The organism is Streptomyces sp. NPDC127038 (genome assembly GCF_042725875.1).
Classification (GTDB): domain Bacteria; phylum Actinomycetota; class Actinomycetes; order Streptomycetales; family Streptomycetaceae; genus Streptomyces.
On the sequence record NZ_JBHXDQ010000002.1, the window covers coordinates 73,539 to 89,238 of the forward strand.

Sequence of the window (15,700 nt, forward strand, 5' to 3'; positions counted from 1 at the left end):
TGGGCACCGGCCGCGCGCGGGCAGGCGCGGCCGGTGCCGCCGGATCAGAATCCGATGGCTTCGCGCAGCAGCAGGACGGTACCGCGCCCCGGGTGGGGTTCGGCGTTGAGGACGAGCAGGCGGTTGAGGGCGCTGGGCACCCCGTAGACCCTCCTGGCGCGCTCGTCCTCCAGCGGGACGCAGTACTCGTCGAGCCGGCGCAGCGCGGTGTCCAGGTCGGGGACCACCTTCTGCGCCCCGACGACCCAGATCGCGCGGGGCGCCGAGCCCGCGAAGGCCGGGAGCTGGCTTCCGCTGGCCGAGGCCGCCACGAGGGAGCCGGTCTCGGTGACCGCGACGACGCTGCCCACCACGACGTCGGGGCAGGCGAGCATCCGCCAGATCTCGGCCATCTGGGTGGCGCGGTCCATGACCTGCCCACGTGCCTTGACGGAGTCGTAGCGCCCGCTGTCGTTGATGTCCGCGTCGATCCCGGACAGCCGCAGGGTCTCGCTGGCCGCGGTGAACACGGAGCTGCCCTCGGGCACGAGGTCCTTGACGCGGGCCCGCGCCGCGGCGGCGTCGTCGAGGATCTCGACGTCGAAGTTCTTCTCCTTCAGCACGGCGGCCACCCGCTCCAGCCGCTCGTCGGTCGCCGGGGTCGTGAACGGTGCCGCCGGGGTGCTGGACGACGTCGCCGGTGTCGAGGCAGTCATGATGTCTCCGGTCTTCCTGTCCGCTGGATGATGTGCCGGTCTCACCCGTTCGACAACGCAGCCCGGCCGAATGTGAGGTCCCCGCCCGAGGCGGGCTGCGGCGCGGACCTCACATTCCGGTGCGCTGTCCTGTCGTACCGGTGAGAGCGGATACGACCGAGGGAGCTGTCGGCACCATGACCACGCGATCCGAACCAGAGGACGGCCGGCCCGGTCCGGGCCTGGACGCGGTGATGAGCGAGCGGCGTCATCTGGTCAATCTCGCCTACCGGCTGCTGGGCTCGCTGACGGAGGCCGAGGACGCGGTCCAGGAGACGTACACCCGCTGGTACGGCCTGTCCCGCGAGGAGCAGGACGCCATCGAGTCCCCCGGCGCCTGGCTGACGACGGTCGCCGGCCGCGTCTGCCTGAACGTGCTCGGTTCGGCACGGGTGCGGCGCGAGACCTATGTCGGTGAGTGGATTCCCGAGCCGCTGCCGGGGCGCGACGAGTGGATCAGCGGGCGGACGGGCGGCGCGAGCGTCGACCCCGCGGACCGGGTGACGCTGGACGAGTCGGTCAGCCTGGCGTTCCTGGTCGTGCTCGAATCGATGACCCCGGCCGAGCGTGTCGCGTTCGTCCTGCACGACGTCTTCTGCCACTCGTTCGCCGAAGTGGCCGTCGTCGTCGGCCGTTCGCCCGCGGCCTGCCGCCAGCTGGCCTCCTCGGCCCGCCGCCGGGTGCGGGCCGCCCGCCCTTCCCCGGCCGTGACGGGCCGGCACGCGGGTGTCGTCGGTGCCTTCAAGGAGGCGTGGGAGGCCCAGGACATCGAGGCCCTGATCGGCCTGCTCGATCCCGACGCGACGGCGGTCGCCGACGGCGGCGGCCTCGCCGCGACCTTCCTGCACCCCATCGAGGGCGGCGAGCGGATCGCGTACGCCTGGGCCGAACTCGCCCGCCGCAGGGCCGACGGCATGACGCTGCTCGAAAGCACGGTCAACGGCCGGCCCGGCCTGGTGGCCCAGCAGGACGGCGTCACCGTCACGGTGTTCGGCTTCGAGGTCGCGGGCGACCGGATCCGGCACATCTGGGTGGTGCGCAACCCCGAGAAGCTCAGCCGCTGGACCGTCGGCTGAAGCCCCCGGACCATCGGTCGAGCGCCCTGGACGCCGGTAGAAGCAGCCTCTGGACCGTCGCCCGGCCCGCCCCCGAGGCGGGGCCGGGCGACGGTGGTCCCGGTGCCACGTGGAGGGTGTGCGGTCCCTACGCCACGCGGAGGGTGTAGTGACCGGAGGTCCGCGCGGTGAGCCGCCAGCCGCCGGGCTGCCGGTCCATCCGGATATCCGTGAGACCGCGCTGCTCGGCCTCGGGCCGTGGCGCGCCGGGAACCCACACGTCCAGGGTGCCGGTCCCTGTGCCCGCCAGCCGCAGATCTCGCCCGGTGAGGGAGGAGCGCAGGGAGGTCAGCCGACCGGGAGCGCTGCGCGGGTACGCCTGGGACAGTGCCGTGATCTCGTGGGCCGGGCTCGGCAGCGGCTTGCCGTCGGGGCAGGTGTAGAGCACCACACCGCCGCCCGAGGTGGTGGCCGCGGGGTCGTTCTGCGGATCACCGCAGGCCTTCTTCCACACCCAGATCGCCGACCCCAGCACGTCGGTGTTCTGCCGTTCCAGGAAGCGGTCGAACCGGGCGCGGAAGTCGTCGGGTTCCCCGAACCAGCCCCACTCGCCCGACCACAGCGGTGCCCCGTACGCGCGGGCGGTGCGCTCGGCGGTCGTGTAGCCCTGCTCGACCGAGGTCAGGGTGACGCCGAGGCCCTGGTCCATGGTGATCGACTCGCTGTACAGGTGGGGCGAGAAGACGAGAAGCGGGTCGTCGGCGAACCCGGCGGGCGGGGTGGTGTCGAAGCCCAGACCCGACCAGAGGATCGAGGGCTCGAAGAACACCAGGTGGTGGAAGCCGCCCGGCGCCTTCGACTCCGCCGTCCGGATCGAGGTGATCGCCTGCTGGTAGAGGCGCCCGAGCAGGATCGAGGAGGTCACACCCGGGGCGTTGCCGGGGCCGGGCTCGTTCAGGAGGTCGTAGCCGGCGACCGCGGGCTCGTCCGCGAAGCTGTCGGCGAGGTGGGCCCAGGCGCGGGCGAACTCGGTGCCGATGCCGTCGGTGTCGTCGTAGAGGTTGGTGAACGCCTGCTGCACGTTGGGGGCGAGGTCGCGGCCGAGGAAGCCGCAGGCCTTGGCGCCGTCGGTGCGGGTCGCCCACTTCGGGGCGCCGTCGTTGCCGAACTCCGGTGAGGCGTTGGCGCGGCACCGTGTTCCCGGTGCGGCGCTGACGTACTTCGAGAAGGTGTCCTGGTGCATGTCGAGGACGGTGTGGATGCCGTGGGCGGCGGCCTGGTCGACCGCGGTGCGCACCCGCGCGAGATAGGCGTCGTCGAAGACGCCCCGCTTCGGCTCCAGGGCCGACCAGGACAGGGCGAGACGCTGGACGTCGAACCCGTACCGGGCCATCAGGGCGTAGTCGGAGTCCTCCGGGGGCCACACCGTGGGCTTGGCCGGGTCGGGCTGTCCGTAGTCGATGAGCTGGTTGACGTTGACCCCGCGCAGGAGCACCTGGCGCCCCGTGCTGTCGCCGATCACCGGGTCCTCGCCGTCCTGGCGCAGCACGGTCAGCGGCAGCAGACCGGTCCGGTCCCCGAGGGCGGCGGGCTGGGTCGGCGCGTCGACGGAGGCCACTCCGATCACCGTTCCCGGTGCGAGGGTGCCGGTTGCGAGGGCGAGTACGGCGGCGATCGCGACCGGCGGTGCCCAGCGGACGGCGAGCGCGAGGCCGCCGCGCTCGGCCGCGGGCTCCGTACGGCGCCGCCACGCCAGCTCGGCGACCCAGGGCAGGCACACGACGCCCGCGCACACGCCCGCCGTCACGCCCTGCGCGAGGTGGGCGAGCACGGACGCGACCGGGAAGAGCGCTCCGCCGAAGCCGTTCAGGAAGCCGTCGAGAAGCCACAGCGGGGCGAACCCGACGGCGCCCGCGGCGGTGAGCGTGGTGGCGAGCGACCAGAGCGTCACGCCGGTGCCGGCGCGGGTCAGACCCGGGGAGACGACGCGGCGCCAGAGCCCGATGCCGGCGACGACCGCCGTGACCCCGGTGAGCAGGGTGGCCGTACCGAGGCCGCCGGGTACGGGGCCGGAGGCCCAGGCGAAGCCGCCGCCGGCCGCCTGGAGCGCGACGGCAGCGCCTGCCGGGAGCCAGGCGAACCCGGCGATGCCCGCGACGCCCGCCAGACCGCGGCCCGTTCCTGCGGCGACGCGTCCACCGCCCGCGCCGCGATCATCGCTTTCCGCGTGCTCGTCGCTCTCCGTCCGCGCGCCGCCTTCACCGCGCGCGTCGTCCTTCCCGTTCTCGGTGACCTCGGCGCCCTCGGCGCGAACGCGGCCCACGGCGATCCGGCACGCCGCGGCGGCCAGGCCCGCGACCAGCGGCCCGAACACGGCGTACTTGGCACCGGTCATCCCGCACTCGGCGAGCAGCGCGCCGGCCGTCGGGAACAGATGCAGCCCGCCCGGCCCGGCGACCGCCAGGAGCAGCACGCTGTAGACCAGCTTGGCGAGGAACGCCGCCAGGACCAGGCTCGACCAGACGGCGCCGAAGACCCACCACGCACGTGCCGCGGGGGCGGCGGCGCGGACCAGCCGGTGGACGGCCAGCGCGCTGCCGCCGATCAGCAACGGCAGGAACACCACGGTGGCCCAGGCGGGGCCGACCGCGTCGCGGGGGACGAACCCCGCGTCCGGCCAGTTCTCCGGAGCGAACAGCCCGGTCCCGTCGGCGTAACCGAGAACGGCGCAGAGAACCGCGAGGACGACCGCGGTGGTGAGAGAGGCGGTGAGGCCGAGCCGACGGCCGCCGCGCTGATCATCGGCAAGGAGCATGGATGGAGAACATAGAGCAGTGCGAAGGCCACGCGGAAGGCCTGTGAGCAGGAATTTCTTCGGGTAACGTGCCGCCGGCCGGGTCCGGGAGGCGCGGTGGCCCGGGCTCGCTCCGCCGGTGTTCCCGGGCCGGGGCGGACCCGGAGGTCCGAACTCGCCCTCCGGGCTGGGGAATCACCGCGGCGGAGGCGTCTCGCCCCCGCGCGGTGAACGCCCGGGAAGCACCGCGCGGCGGGGCCACGGGTGCCGGATCACAAGGAGGACACGGCGGGACGGGTGACCTCAGTCGAGGCAGAACTCGTTGCCCTCGACGTCCTGCATCACGATGCAGGACTCGTTCTCCTCGTCGGCGACGAGGGTGCGTACATGGACCGCGCCGAGCGCGACCAGTCGCGCGCATTCGGCCTCGAGTACGGCCAGACGTTCCTCACCCACGAGTCCGGTGCCGACCCGTACGTCGAGGTGCACCCGGTTCTTGACGACCTTGCCTTCGGGAACGCGCTGGAAATACAGGCGCGGTCCACCGTTTTCGGGATCGACGCACACGAACCACGCATCCCGGTCATCGGGCGACTGGGAAGCCTTGAATCCCTCCCAACTGGCGAACCCCTTGGGCGGCGGCGGCACGACGTATCCCAGCACCTCGCACCAGAAGCGGGCGACACGCTCGGGTTCCGCACAGTCGAAGGTGACCTGGACCTGCCTGATGGATGACATCGGGTCACCGTATTGAGGGGAGCCGAACCGCTCAACTTCTTTATCGAGCGGCCCTATTGCCCCGCTCCGCGCGCCGTATTGTCCTGGAACCCTCCCGGAATTGTCCGTGATCGGTAACAGGCGGATCCCCCGGCGGCCTCCGCTCGTCCTGCCAGGTGGTCGGGCGGCGACCGGGCAACTGCAAAAGAGTGGGGCGGACATGGCACGGCACGGCAGCAGGCGGGGCTGGTACGGCAAGGTGGCCGGGGCGGCGCTCGGGGTGACATTGCTGGCCGCGGGTGCCTCGATGTGGACCGCGCAGGCCGGCGCCGTGCACGGCTCGTCGCCCCGCCCCTCCTCGTCCGCCGGGCTGCCCGGAGCCAAACCCGCGGCGGTGGCGGTGACCATCGTGCACGCCTCGGACAAGGGACCGCACGGCGTCAACATCACCATCGACGACGGCCCTGACCCCGTGTGGACCCCCCAAGTACTGGCCGTGCTGCGGGAGTACGGGGTCAAGGCGACCTTCTGCATGGTGGGCACGCAGGCCCAGGCCCACCCCGACCTGGTGAAGAAGGTCGTCGCGGAAGGCCACCGGCTGTGCGACCACTCGGTCTCGCACGACACCGCCATGGACACCAAGTCCGAGGCGTACCAGTCGCAGGAGATACTCGGCGCCGAGCGCATGATCACCAAGGCGTCCGGGGGCGTACGGCCCATGTACTACCGGGCGCCCGGCGGGGCCTTCACCCCCTACAGCCGCAAGCTGGCCGCCTCCCGTGGCATGCGGCCCCTGGGCTGGAACGTGGACTCGAAGGACTTCGAACGGCCGGGCACGGACGCCGTCGTCGCCACGGTCCAGCGGGAGTTGCCGAACGGACCGACGCTCCTCTTCCACGACGCGGGCGGCGACCGCTCCGAGACGGTCCAGGCCCTGCGCCGGCTCCTTCCCTGGCTCAAGTCGCAGGGTCACACCTTCGGGTTCCCCGTGCGCTGACGATCCGTCGGCGGCCGGGACCCCTCGGCGCCCGGGACTCAGGGGTGGTTCGGATTGATCCACACCGCGTCGAAGTCCCGCGCGGTGAACGTCGACGGCCAGCCGACCCACTCGTCCGCGATCGTCAGCGGGTAGCCGCTGTCGACCGTGAGCGTCAGCGGGTCGGCGCGGACGTACATGTCCTCCTTGAAGAGGTACGCCTTGCCGTTGGGGAGGCGTACCGCGTCGTCGATGTCGGAGCCGAGTCCCGCGTAGTCGAGGCTCGGCGCCAGGGAGGCGATCGGGTCGGGGCCGGTGATGATGCCGCTGGAGGCGTCCCCGCGCAGACACATGTCGTCGTGGAAGAACCAGCACGTGCCGTCTCCCACGTCGAGGGCGCCGTCGATGTAGTTCTCGAATCCGGTGCCGGTGAGGAAGTTAGACCACCCGTCAGTGAGCGGCCACGGATAGGGCGGTTCACCCACCAGGTCGGAGATGTTGTTCGCCGCGATGTCGTAACGGACGTAGTTGCCGCCCTGGTAGAAATACACGTATCCCGCACCGTCGTTCACGGCGGCGTCGATTCCCTGGCCGAATCCGCGCACGGCCATGCTGCCCCAGTTCGCGCCGATCGATTTGACGTATTCCACGGTTCCGGGATCAGGGTCCAGCGCGTAGCGCGCATAGCTGTCGCCCTTGATGAAGTAGACCTTGGCTCCCATGGCACGCACCCTCTTGCAGGCGTCAATTCGCTGCCGTTCACCTGCGATCCATGGTTCTCTCCCGCAACAGGACACGCAAACGCAGGTGTCTGGTCCGCCAAACGCAGGCGTCTGATCCGCCGTACGGTTGCGGATCACCCGGCGGAAGCGCAGCATTTCCCTAGGTGCCGGTTTTACGAAGAGGTCTGTCGTGACCGTGACGATGCTCGATTTCCTCGAACCGCTCCTCCCCGACGCTCTGTCCCGCATCGTCCTTCCGGCCGAGATACGCGGGATCCTCGATCATCTGGCACCCGATCCGGCGGCACCGACGGGGCCCGTCACGGGTCCGTTCTCGGGGACGCTGAAGGCGACGGCCGACGATTCCGCCGGTGGCTTCGCCCGGCTGTCCGTCAGCCCGCTCGGACCCGCGATCCCCTTCACGCTGCGGCTGACCGGACCGGTGGCGGCCCGTACCGGCTTCGAGTTGGACCTGATACCGGCGAGCGGACTGCTGAAACTGCCGGCCGCCTGCGGTCCGGCCGCGGTCCGGACCGACCCCGTCACCGGCGAGCAGCGCCTCGTCCCCGACCCGGCGGGCGGCAGCGTCGCCCTGACGCTCAACGGCACGGATCCGCTGGCCGTACGGATCGAGGGCAGCGCAGGCGGGGTCGCCCGGCAGGGCGTCGTCGCCCTCGACGCGGCCGGGCAGGGCCTGTTGACGGTCGGTACGGCCCCGGCCGCCTTCCTGCTGGGCGGCCAGGGTTTCGGACTGCGTCTGCCCGGCGGCCTCACCGTCGACTCCTCGCCCACGCTCGCACCCCCGCCCGCCCCCGGCGGCACTGGCGGGACCGGCGGGACCGGCGGGCCGCCGCCCTCCGAGACGCCGGGCTGGCAGGGCATCGCCCTCCGGGGAGCCGAGCTCTTCCTGCCCGCGACCACTCCTCTGGTCGGTGCGGGACCGATCCCCGTCGACCTCGATCTCGGCACACCCGTCGGTCTGTACGGGCGGACCGAGGCCCGTGTCCCGGCCGAAGGATCACGCCCGGCCTTCGACGCCACCGTGGTCTGGGACGACCCGGGTGCCACCTCGCTCGCCACGGCACTCCCGGCCATGATCGAGATCCGCGTCTCCTGGAGCCCGGACATCACACCGGGGCCTCCCGGCGTCGGATCGATCGAGTGGCTCGGCGGGCGCCCGCTGCGCGTCACCGGCCGCTTCACCCGCAGGTCCGGCACGAGCGACTTCGACTTCGGGCTCATCGTCGAGGCCGACGGCGATCAGGGACTGCTCGTCGTGAAGGGTCCCGGCACGGCCGGCATGGTCGTCGTCACCGCGGCCGCGGTCGCCGCCGCCTTCATGGCCGACGCCGACCCGCCGACCGCGCAGCAGCCCGAGTACGACGGCTTCGGGGCGACCCTCCACGCGCTGCTCGTGGCGGCCGTGGGGCTGAGCGCCTTCACCGAGAACGGCACGGTCACCGTGCACGCCGTCGAGGTGGACTCCGGCTTCTCCCCCGCCGGGACCAAGCTCTGTCTGCGGGTCGACTACAGCGTCGACGTGCTCGTCAAGAACATCGACCTCGGGTTCATGAGCATCGGCATGAAACCGGACGTCCCGATGCGCCTGCGCTATCGCGACGTCCGGCTGCTGGTCGACTTCGCCCAGTCCGGGCTCGAACGCTTCCACCTCTCGTACGGCGAGGCCGACCTGGACGTGGAGGACCCCGGAGGCTGGCGGGTCGACTCGCCCGGAACCCTCAAGGACCTCTTCGACGTGCTCGGCAGCCGTTCCGGCCACGGCTCCCAGTGGTTCGAGATCGATCTGCGCTTCGCGCTCGACCTCGGCCCGGTCAAGGTCAGCGGCGCGACCGTCCGCGTCACGCTCTCCCCGAGCGGCGCCCTGCATCCGCAGCTGCGCGGACTCGACGCGGCGCTTGAGATGCCCGGGCTGTTCGAGGGCGAGGGCCGGGCCTCCCTGGGCGCGGGGCAGCTGGACCTCGCCCTCGCCGCGCGGATCGTCCCGCTGAACATCGCCACGGCCGCCGCGCTCACGTACAAGCCCTGCGGGTCGGGCGTGAACCAGCTGGTTCTCTCGCTGCGCACCGACCTGCCGGGGCCCATCCCCCTCGGCAACAGCGGACTCGGCCTCTACGGACTCGGCGGCGTCTTCGGGGTCCACGCGGCGCTGCCCCGGCCCGGCCCCGGCGTCGATCCGGTCCTCTTCCAGCTCGGCCTCGACCCGTTCCGGACCGACGCCTACACCTGTGCCGACGGCAGCGTGTTCGGCCTCGGCGCGGTCGTCGGAACCGCGCCCGACCTCGGCTTCACCTTCAGCGCCAAGTGCGTCCTGGTGATCGGACTGCCGGACGTGGCCGTACGCGCCTCCCTCCAGGGCCGGTTCCTGTCGCCCCGGGTGCGCATGACCGAGGACCTGGGACCGCCGTCGGCCGGCGGCAGCCTGGTCGGCGCGCTCACCGTCGACGACGACGGCGTCACGGCCGCGCTGCGCGCGCACTACGAGGTGCCGGTCCTGTTCACCGCCGACGCGCCCTTCGGCGCCCGCTTCCCCGCCCGGGGACGCGACTGGTACGTCAGACTCGGCTCGGACGACGTACTGGGCCGCGGTCCGGGACCGCTCCAGGTACGGGTGCTGCCGGACTTCTTCCCCATCGGCGCCTGGGCCTATCTGATGGTCGAGGGTGACGGCATCCCGCGCCTGGGCGGCGACCCCGCGCTGTCACCGGCGGGCTTCTCGCTCGGCTTCGGCGCCGGGTTCACCGCCCGGTACGGCATCCCCCTCATCCACGTCGACGTCAACGCCTCCGTCCTGCTGGCCCTCGGCACCCGCCCGGTGCTGCTGGCCGGCGTCGGCCACCTCTCCGGCAGTCTGCACCTGGGACCCGTCTCCATCGGCGCCAGCGCCGAGGTGACCTTCCAGATCGCACCCGAACTCGGCGACACCTGGGTCCAGTTCAAGGTGTGCGGCGAGGTCGACCTGTTCTTCTTCAGCCTCCAGGGCTGTGCCGGCGTCGAACTCGGCACGAAGGGCGACACGATCCCCGACCCGGTCGACTGGCCGCTCGAATCGGTCGGCCTCGCCGACCACCGCTACACCAGGACGGCCGACGCCGTGCGCTCGGACACCCGGCCGCCGACCGACTCCCTGCCCACCGTGTGGCCCGACGCCATCCCCCTGCTCCAGTTCACCGGCGGACCGGCCGACGGCCTCGGGCCGGGCCCGTTCACCGACGGCCTCGCCTGGGCCGCCGCGGAGATCGGCGACGGTGTCGTCGGCAACGACCGGATCAGCCACACGTACACCCTCACCTCGCTCGACCTGACCGCGGTCGACCCGGCGACCGGTGCCGAGACACCGGTGGCGGGACCGCTCGACGCCGCCTGGCAGGACATCAAGGCCGGTGCGCCCGGCCAGCGGGGCGCCCGTGAACTGGCCCTGCTGACCTGGGAGTCGGCCCTGTGGACCCGCAAACTCGCGGACGGCGGAGCCCTCGACCCGAACAACCCCGCCCAGAAGATCGCGCACCGCTGCCGCACCCGGTACGAGCCCGACCCCGGATGGGCACTGGGCGAACTCGGCGACCGGACCGGTCCGGGAACCCCGTGGCGGCTGCCCACCGAACCCGCGACCGGCGCGTACGCCTCGGTGTTCGACGCCCGCGCCGACGCCGTCTGGGGCCGGCTCCCGCTGGACGACACCACCGCGGGCCTGCACCCGTACACCTTCCCCCTGCGGCTCGGCACCCCCGTCTCCTTCGGGGAGCAACTGGACACGCCCGAGCGCCCGTTCACCGGCGCCTTCGCCCTCCCCCACGTGGACGGGCTGCCGCTCGACAGCGACCCGGACGAGAGCGCCCCCGGGGTCGGGGAGGTGTGGTTCGACGTCTTCCTCGCGTTCTCCGAGGAGCTCCAGGAGCCGTGCCTGCTGCTGCAACTCCCCTTCTGGCCGGACGGGTTCGCGGACCGGATGGACGTCCGGCTGCTCGCACCCGACGGCTCGTCGACGCCGTTCCCGTACACGCCCGCGGACGACGGACCGGGACTCGGCGACACGTTCGTACGGCGCTACGAGCTGCGGGACGGCGCGCCGTACACGGGAGTCGCCCTCAGCTACCACCCCGCGCTCGCCCCCCAGGTGCTCGGACTCCGGGCCGTCACCCGAACGGCCTGGGACACCGCCGAGTCGGCCACGTCCGCGGGCCTTCAGGCCGGGAGCACCGCGGCGGCGAAGGCGGCGAACGTGACACCGCGGCCCATGCTCCGGCCCGCCACCGTCTACCGCGTCGACGTCGGCATGGACGGCCGCGGCAGACGCGAGGGCAAGGACGGGAACCTCGTCCACCACACCGACCGCTACTGGTTCCGCACCGCCGACATGTCGGGCCCGGCCCCCAGCGCCGGCGAGCAGTACGTACAGGGCCCGACACCCCCCACGCCCGCCTCACGCGCCGCGGCCGAGGCCCACTACGACGCCTTCGTCGCGGCCCCGAGCGTCCACCAGCGGACCGACCGCTTCGACCCCGTCTACCTCCAGCGCTACGTCCTGTCCTGGCTGCCCGGCGACAGGACCGCCGACTGGTTCCACGGCGACCCCGTCGGCGTCCAGCTGGAGGTCGACCACGTGCCCGCCCTCGCGGCCGCCTACGACCACGACACAATCGTCCGGGTCCGCCGCACGGACCCGACCAAGGGCAACCCGGACCCGTTCGAGGAGCAGTCCTTCCCGGCGGCGCTGCATCTGTGGAAGACCGTCGTCTCGGAGGCGCAGCCGCAGGCGGACCAGCTGCTCCAGAAGGCGCTCGGCGAATTCGGGGCCTGCGCCTATCCGAAGCCCGGCGCCACGGCGGGCGGCAGACCCGCGCTCCAGCCGCGGAGCACGTACGAACTCTCCCTGGCCTTCCCGTTCCGCGACTCCGGCGGCACCGGGAACACGGGCGGCGCGGAGATCCTCGGCGGGATCTTCGGCACCTCACGCTACAGCGGTCCCGCGGCGCTCCTCGAAGACCTCGGGTTCACGCCCGACGGTACCGGCGGCGGGCTCGCCGGCGATCTGCCGGCCGTGCGGGTGCCGCAGGCGCCGGGCGACACCACGGCGGACGGCGCTCTCGAACAGGCCTTGGTGCGGCTCGGGATCGGCCGGTCCACGCCCGTCGACTCGGGACGCACGAGCGCCCTGTGGGTGGACCGGGGCGGGACCTGGGCCCTGCACGGGGTGCTGGTGGAGGCACCCGAACCGGTCCACCGGACCGACTCCCTCGGTATCGGCGGCTACGGCGGCCGGCTGCGGGTGGGCGGTCTGCGCTGCGGCACGCACACCTTCGAGACGGTGATCCGCGGCGGGTCCGGCGACCGGCTCCTCTTCCTCACCGCCGACCCGTTCCGGCCGTCCGGACCGCTCGCCCTGTCCGTGACGGTGCAGGACGTACCGCTGGAGGCCGCCACCACGGCGACGACCGCGGACGTCGTCTGCCCCGTCACGGCGACGCCCGGATTCGCGGAGGACCTGCCATGAGCACTCCGGTCGCCCAGCCCTCCCTGTTCCGGGCGAGCGCCCTCGCCGTGAGCGACACGACCTGGCTCGCCGAGGGCTTCCACCTCCGGGTGCGGGTCAGTCCCTGGCTCGGACTCCCGCTGCACCCCTTCGCCGCGTGGCGGCTGACCGGCGTCGAGACGGAGCCGATGCCGGTCGTCTGGCGCGACGCCGGCGGACGGCGGCTGTCCGTCCCGTTCGAGCTGGAGGAGGCCGGCGGGCGGGCCGAGGGGACGCTCTTCGGCAGCCCGGCCGACGACCCGTACATCTGGGCCGAGGTCTCCGTGCCCGACGACCGGGGGCTGCGGGTGGACCTGCTGGACGCACACCGCACGGCCGGCGGGGGCGACCGTGTCATCGCCACCCGTACCTCGAAGTACTTCCGCTTCGGCCACACACCCGTCGTCCGGCTGCGGGCCACGGGAGCCGGAACGATCGACGGGACACGGGGAGTCCGGCAGTCGAACGTGAACCTTTCGGGCCTCGGCGACCTGCGCCCCGAGATCTTCGGACTGCCCGTCAAGCTGCCCCCGTACTGGTACGCCCCGGACCCCGGCACCCCTCCGCGGGACGCCGCACGGGACCGTGTCGCCTCGGCCGTCCCTCCGCGGCTCGGCCCGCCGGACACGTACGGGCCGGATCCCTCCGGGCCCGATCCCGGTGCGGACACCGACAGGATCATGGAGAGGATCGGGCCCGAGCTGATCGACCCCTGGCTCGCCGCCGGCTGGAGCGACCCCGCCACCGCCCCGGCCCTCACCTCCTTCGGCGATCCGCTCACCCTGGACGACGGGCGCACCGGCCGCGCCACGGCCCCGGTGACGGCCTCGCTGCTGACCATGTCCGTGGACCCGCAGACGGCCCGCTATCTCGGGCTGGCGACGCTGGTTCCGTACGAGGCCACCGGGCCGGTCGAGGACTGCAACGTCTGGCTGATCGCGGCCCGCTGGGCGGTGCAGGAGCAGCGGGTGGTCCGGGAACCGGGCAGTGCCTTCACCGGCCCCGTCACCCTGGGCGACATGCTCGGCCCCGCGCTCGCACCGCCGGGCGGCCTGGATCGGACGCTCGACGATCTCTTCCCCGACGCGCCCGCCCTGATCGCCGGCCTGTCCTCCGTGGACGGTGGTGAGTCCGGCCCCTGGAGCTGTCGTACGCTCCTGGCGCTCGCGGTCGCCCCGGGCGACGCGCAGCAGGACCCTCCCGACCCCTTCCGGCTCGCCGTCGGCTCCCCGGGGGCGTGGAACCCCCGGCCGGATCCCGGGCGGCCCGGACCGGAGAGCTGGCGGCAGACGCTGTCCCTGGGCGACGAGCCGGCCCGCGGGATGGTCGGATACGTCCGGACGGCTCCCGAACCGGCCGCGCCGCTGCACCGCTTCGAGCCGCCCTTCGGCCAGGGCTACGTCAGCCGTGCGCTGGCGCTCGTACCGAACTGGGCGGGCAACAACCGCCGGATCCTGGCGGACACAGCGGTCCCCGCCGACCCTGAGGGCGCGAGCTGGCGGGTGTGGGGCGCCGACGAGTTCGGCCAGTGGTCCGAGGGCGCAGACCTCACCGCGCCCCTGCCCGCCCGGCCCGCCCCGCCGCCGCCCGTGATCGAGGCGTACTTCGCCGCGGACGCCGACGACGGGACGGGCGGGCCACGCGTCCCGGGCACGCTCCGGCTGCGCTGCGCCGTCCCGGACTCCGGGCACACCGCCCCGGGCAGCGTGCCCGTCCGCGAACTGCGGGTCGAGGCCGACGGGATCGCGCTGCCGGTCCAGTCCGTCGCGGAGAACCAGGAGGTGCTTCTGGAGGCCCGGCCGACGGCGTTCGCGGTGGGTCAGCAGCGCCGGGTGCCGGTCGTCTCCTGGTTCGTCGACGCCGAGGGCACCGAGTCGGAGCGGTCCACCGTCCTCGTGCCCGCCCATGACGCCCGCGCGCCCCGGAACGTGCCCACCTCGCCGACGCTCGTCTGGACCGCGCGGGCCGACTCCACCGGCACGGCCGAACTGTCGCTGCGCTGGCCGCCGTGCGAGGGCGCCGCCCGTTACCGGGTCTACCTCGGTGACGCGCGTCGCCTGGCCGGGTCGCTCGTCCCGCCCGTCACGCTCCCCGACGGCCCCGTCCGGGCCACGCAGGCACAGCTGCTCCACGCCGTCGGCGGCAGCCTCACCGACAAAGGGGTGTTCACGTTCCTCGGGGAGACCGGCGGCACGCCTGAGGCCGACGGCAGGATCCACTTCTCCACCCGGCTTCCCGGAGGACTGCGCGGCGTCCAGTTCCTGCGGATCGTGCCGCTGACGGCCGGGGGCGCGGAGGCCCCGTTCGCGACGTGCGGGCTCGTCCCGGTCGCCGTCCCCCGGGCCGACCGGCCGCAGCCGCCCCTCTTGGACGCGGTGACCACCGCGGACGGCGGCGTCGCCCTCACCGTACGGGCCCGAGGTCTGCGGCCCGAGCTGCTCGCCGCGGCGGCGGGCGGCACGCCCGAGTTCCGGATCCGCCGCACCCGTACCGGCGCCGACCGCCGCTTCGCGCCGGTGTGGACGACCGGGGAGCTGACGGCACCGGGCGGCGGCGCGCCGTGGACGGCCGGGGTGACGGTTCCGGCGAGCGCGCTCGGCCCGTTCGTGCCCACCGACTGGTACGCCGAGGTGCGCTGTCCACCGGAGCCGCCGCTGCCGCCGGGGACCACCCCCGTGCCCGTCGACGGTGGCGTGGAACCCGTGTGGGGAGCGATCGGGGACGCGGCGGAGGGGATCTGGAGCGAACCGTCCCTGCCGGCCGTGTCCCTGCTCGTTCCGCCGGGTCCGCCCGCGGCTCCGGCCGCTCCGGTGCTCACCACGGCGGCGGACGGCTCGGTGACGCTCGCCCTCAGCGGCCTTCCGGTGACGCACCCCGCGTCGGGCGGCCCTTACCGGCTGGAGATCTACCGGGGCACGCCCGACAGCGTGCCGCGGGAGCTCGCGGTCCTGTCCCTCGCCTCCGACGCCCTGTCGTGGCAGGACGCCGCACCGGTTCCGGCGTACGCCCGCTATGCCCTGGTCGTCGTCGACCCGCTCGGCCGGCGCAGCCCGGTCACCGAGGCGGCCGTGAACGGTCACGCGCCGCCCTAGGGCAGAGCCCCCCATCGGTCGCGCGCCATCACGACAGCCGCCCGGAAGCCGTGGGCTTCCGGGCGGTCGAGTCGGTGGAG

Annotated in this window: 8 protein-coding genes; 4 read left to right on the forward strand and 4 right to left on the reverse strand. The window is 73.4% G+C overall.

The window, feature by feature from the left end; all coding sequences use genetic code 11:
• Positions 1 to 44 precede the first annotated feature (44 nt).
• Complete coding sequence (locus ACFWI4_RS01800; RefSeq protein WP_387189730.1) at positions 45 to 695, reverse strand: LUD domain-containing protein; 651 nt, start codon at positions 693 to 695, stop codon at positions 45 to 47.
• A 176-nt stretch (positions 696 to 871) separates the two neighbouring features.
• On the opposite strand from ACFWI4_RS01800, the gene sigJ reads away from it, so the two are divergent.
• Entirely contained in the window at positions 872 to 1,810 is a 939-nt protein-coding gene (gene sigJ / locus ACFWI4_RS01805; RefSeq protein ID WP_387189732.1) for an RNA polymerase sigma factor SigJ, read from the forward strand.
• 127 nt (positions 1,811 to 1,937) lie between these two features.
• Here sigJ and ACFWI4_RS01810 read toward each other — a convergent pair whose 3' ends face one another.
• The gene (locus tag ACFWI4_RS01810; protein ID WP_387189734.1) at positions 1,938 to 4,604 is read right to left on the reverse strand and encodes a glycoside hydrolase family 5 protein; all 2,667 of its coding nucleotides are present in this window, start codon (positions 4,602 to 4,604) and stop codon (positions 1,938 to 1,940) included.
• A 282-nt stretch (positions 4,605 to 4,886) separates the two neighbouring features.
• On the reverse strand, positions 4,887 to 5,321 hold the full coding sequence (locus tag ACFWI4_RS01815) for a VOC family protein (RefSeq protein ID WP_387189736.1): 435 nt from the start codon (positions 5,319 to 5,321) through the stop codon (positions 4,887 to 4,889).
• Positions 5,322 to 5,520: 199 nt separating this feature from the next.
• Between ACFWI4_RS01815 and ACFWI4_RS01820 the strand changes: the two genes are divergently transcribed.
• A complete protein-coding gene (locus ACFWI4_RS01820; RefSeq protein WP_387189739.1) occupies positions 5,521 to 6,297 on the forward strand; it encodes a polysaccharide deacetylase family protein in 777 nt (258 codons plus the stop codon).
• A 38-nt stretch (positions 6,298 to 6,335) separates the two neighbouring features.
• On the opposite strand, the gene ACFWI4_RS01825 is transcribed toward ACFWI4_RS01820, so the two are convergent.
• Positions 6,336 to 6,998, reverse strand: a complete 663-nt coding sequence (locus ACFWI4_RS01825) for a hemopexin repeat-containing protein (protein WP_385393659.1) — start codon at positions 6,996 to 6,998, stop codon at positions 6,336 to 6,338.
• Between the two features lie 190 nt (positions 6,999 to 7,188).
• Here ACFWI4_RS01825 and ACFWI4_RS01830 point away from each other — a divergent pair, with 190 nt between their 5' ends.
• Together ACFWI4_RS01830 and ACFWI4_RS01835 are read left to right on the forward strand one after the other, a co-directional pair.
• Positions 7,189 to 12,510: a hypothetical protein gene (locus tag ACFWI4_RS01830; protein WP_387189741.1), complete on the forward strand. Its 5,322-nt coding sequence runs from the start codon at positions 7,189 to 7,191 to the stop codon at positions 12,508 to 12,510.
• Entirely contained in the window at positions 12,507 to 15,620 is a 3,114-nt protein-coding gene (locus ACFWI4_RS01835; RefSeq protein WP_387189744.1) for a hypothetical protein, read from the forward strand. Before ACFWI4_RS01830 ends, ACFWI4_RS01835 begins: the two co-directional genes overlap by 4 nt.
• Positions 15,621 to 15,700: the final 80 nt, after the last annotated feature.

What these genes read in the sequence shown, in the direction of transcription:
- ACFWI4_RS01820 (WP_387189739.1), top strand. Translation starts at nt 5,521, where the DNA reads ATGGCACGGCACGGCAGCAGGCGGGGCTGGTACGGCAAGGTGGCCGGG.
- ACFWI4_RS01810 (WP_387189734.1), bottom strand. Translation starts at nt 4,604, where the DNA reads ATGCTCCTTGCCGATGATCAGCGCGGCGGCCGTCGGCTCGGCCTCACC.
- sigJ (WP_387189732.1), top strand. Translation starts at nt 872, where the DNA reads ATGACCACGCGATCCGAACCAGAGGACGGCCGGCCCGGTCCGGGCCTG.
- ACFWI4_RS01800 (WP_387189730.1), bottom strand. Translation starts at nt 695, where the DNA reads ATGACTGCCTCGACACCGGCGACGTCGTCCAGCACCCCGGCGGCACCG.
- ACFWI4_RS01825 (WP_385393659.1), bottom strand. Translation starts at nt 6,998, where the DNA reads ATGGGAGCCAAGGTCTACTTCATCAAGGGCGACAGCTATGCGCGCTAC.
- ACFWI4_RS01815 (WP_387189736.1), bottom strand. Translation starts at nt 5,321, where the DNA reads ATGTCATCCATCAGGCAGGTCCAGGTCACCTTCGACTGTGCGGAACCC.
- ACFWI4_RS01835 (WP_387189744.1), top strand. Translation starts at nt 12,507, where the DNA reads ATGAGCACTCCGGTCGCCCAGCCCTCCCTGTTCCGGGCGAGCGCCCTC.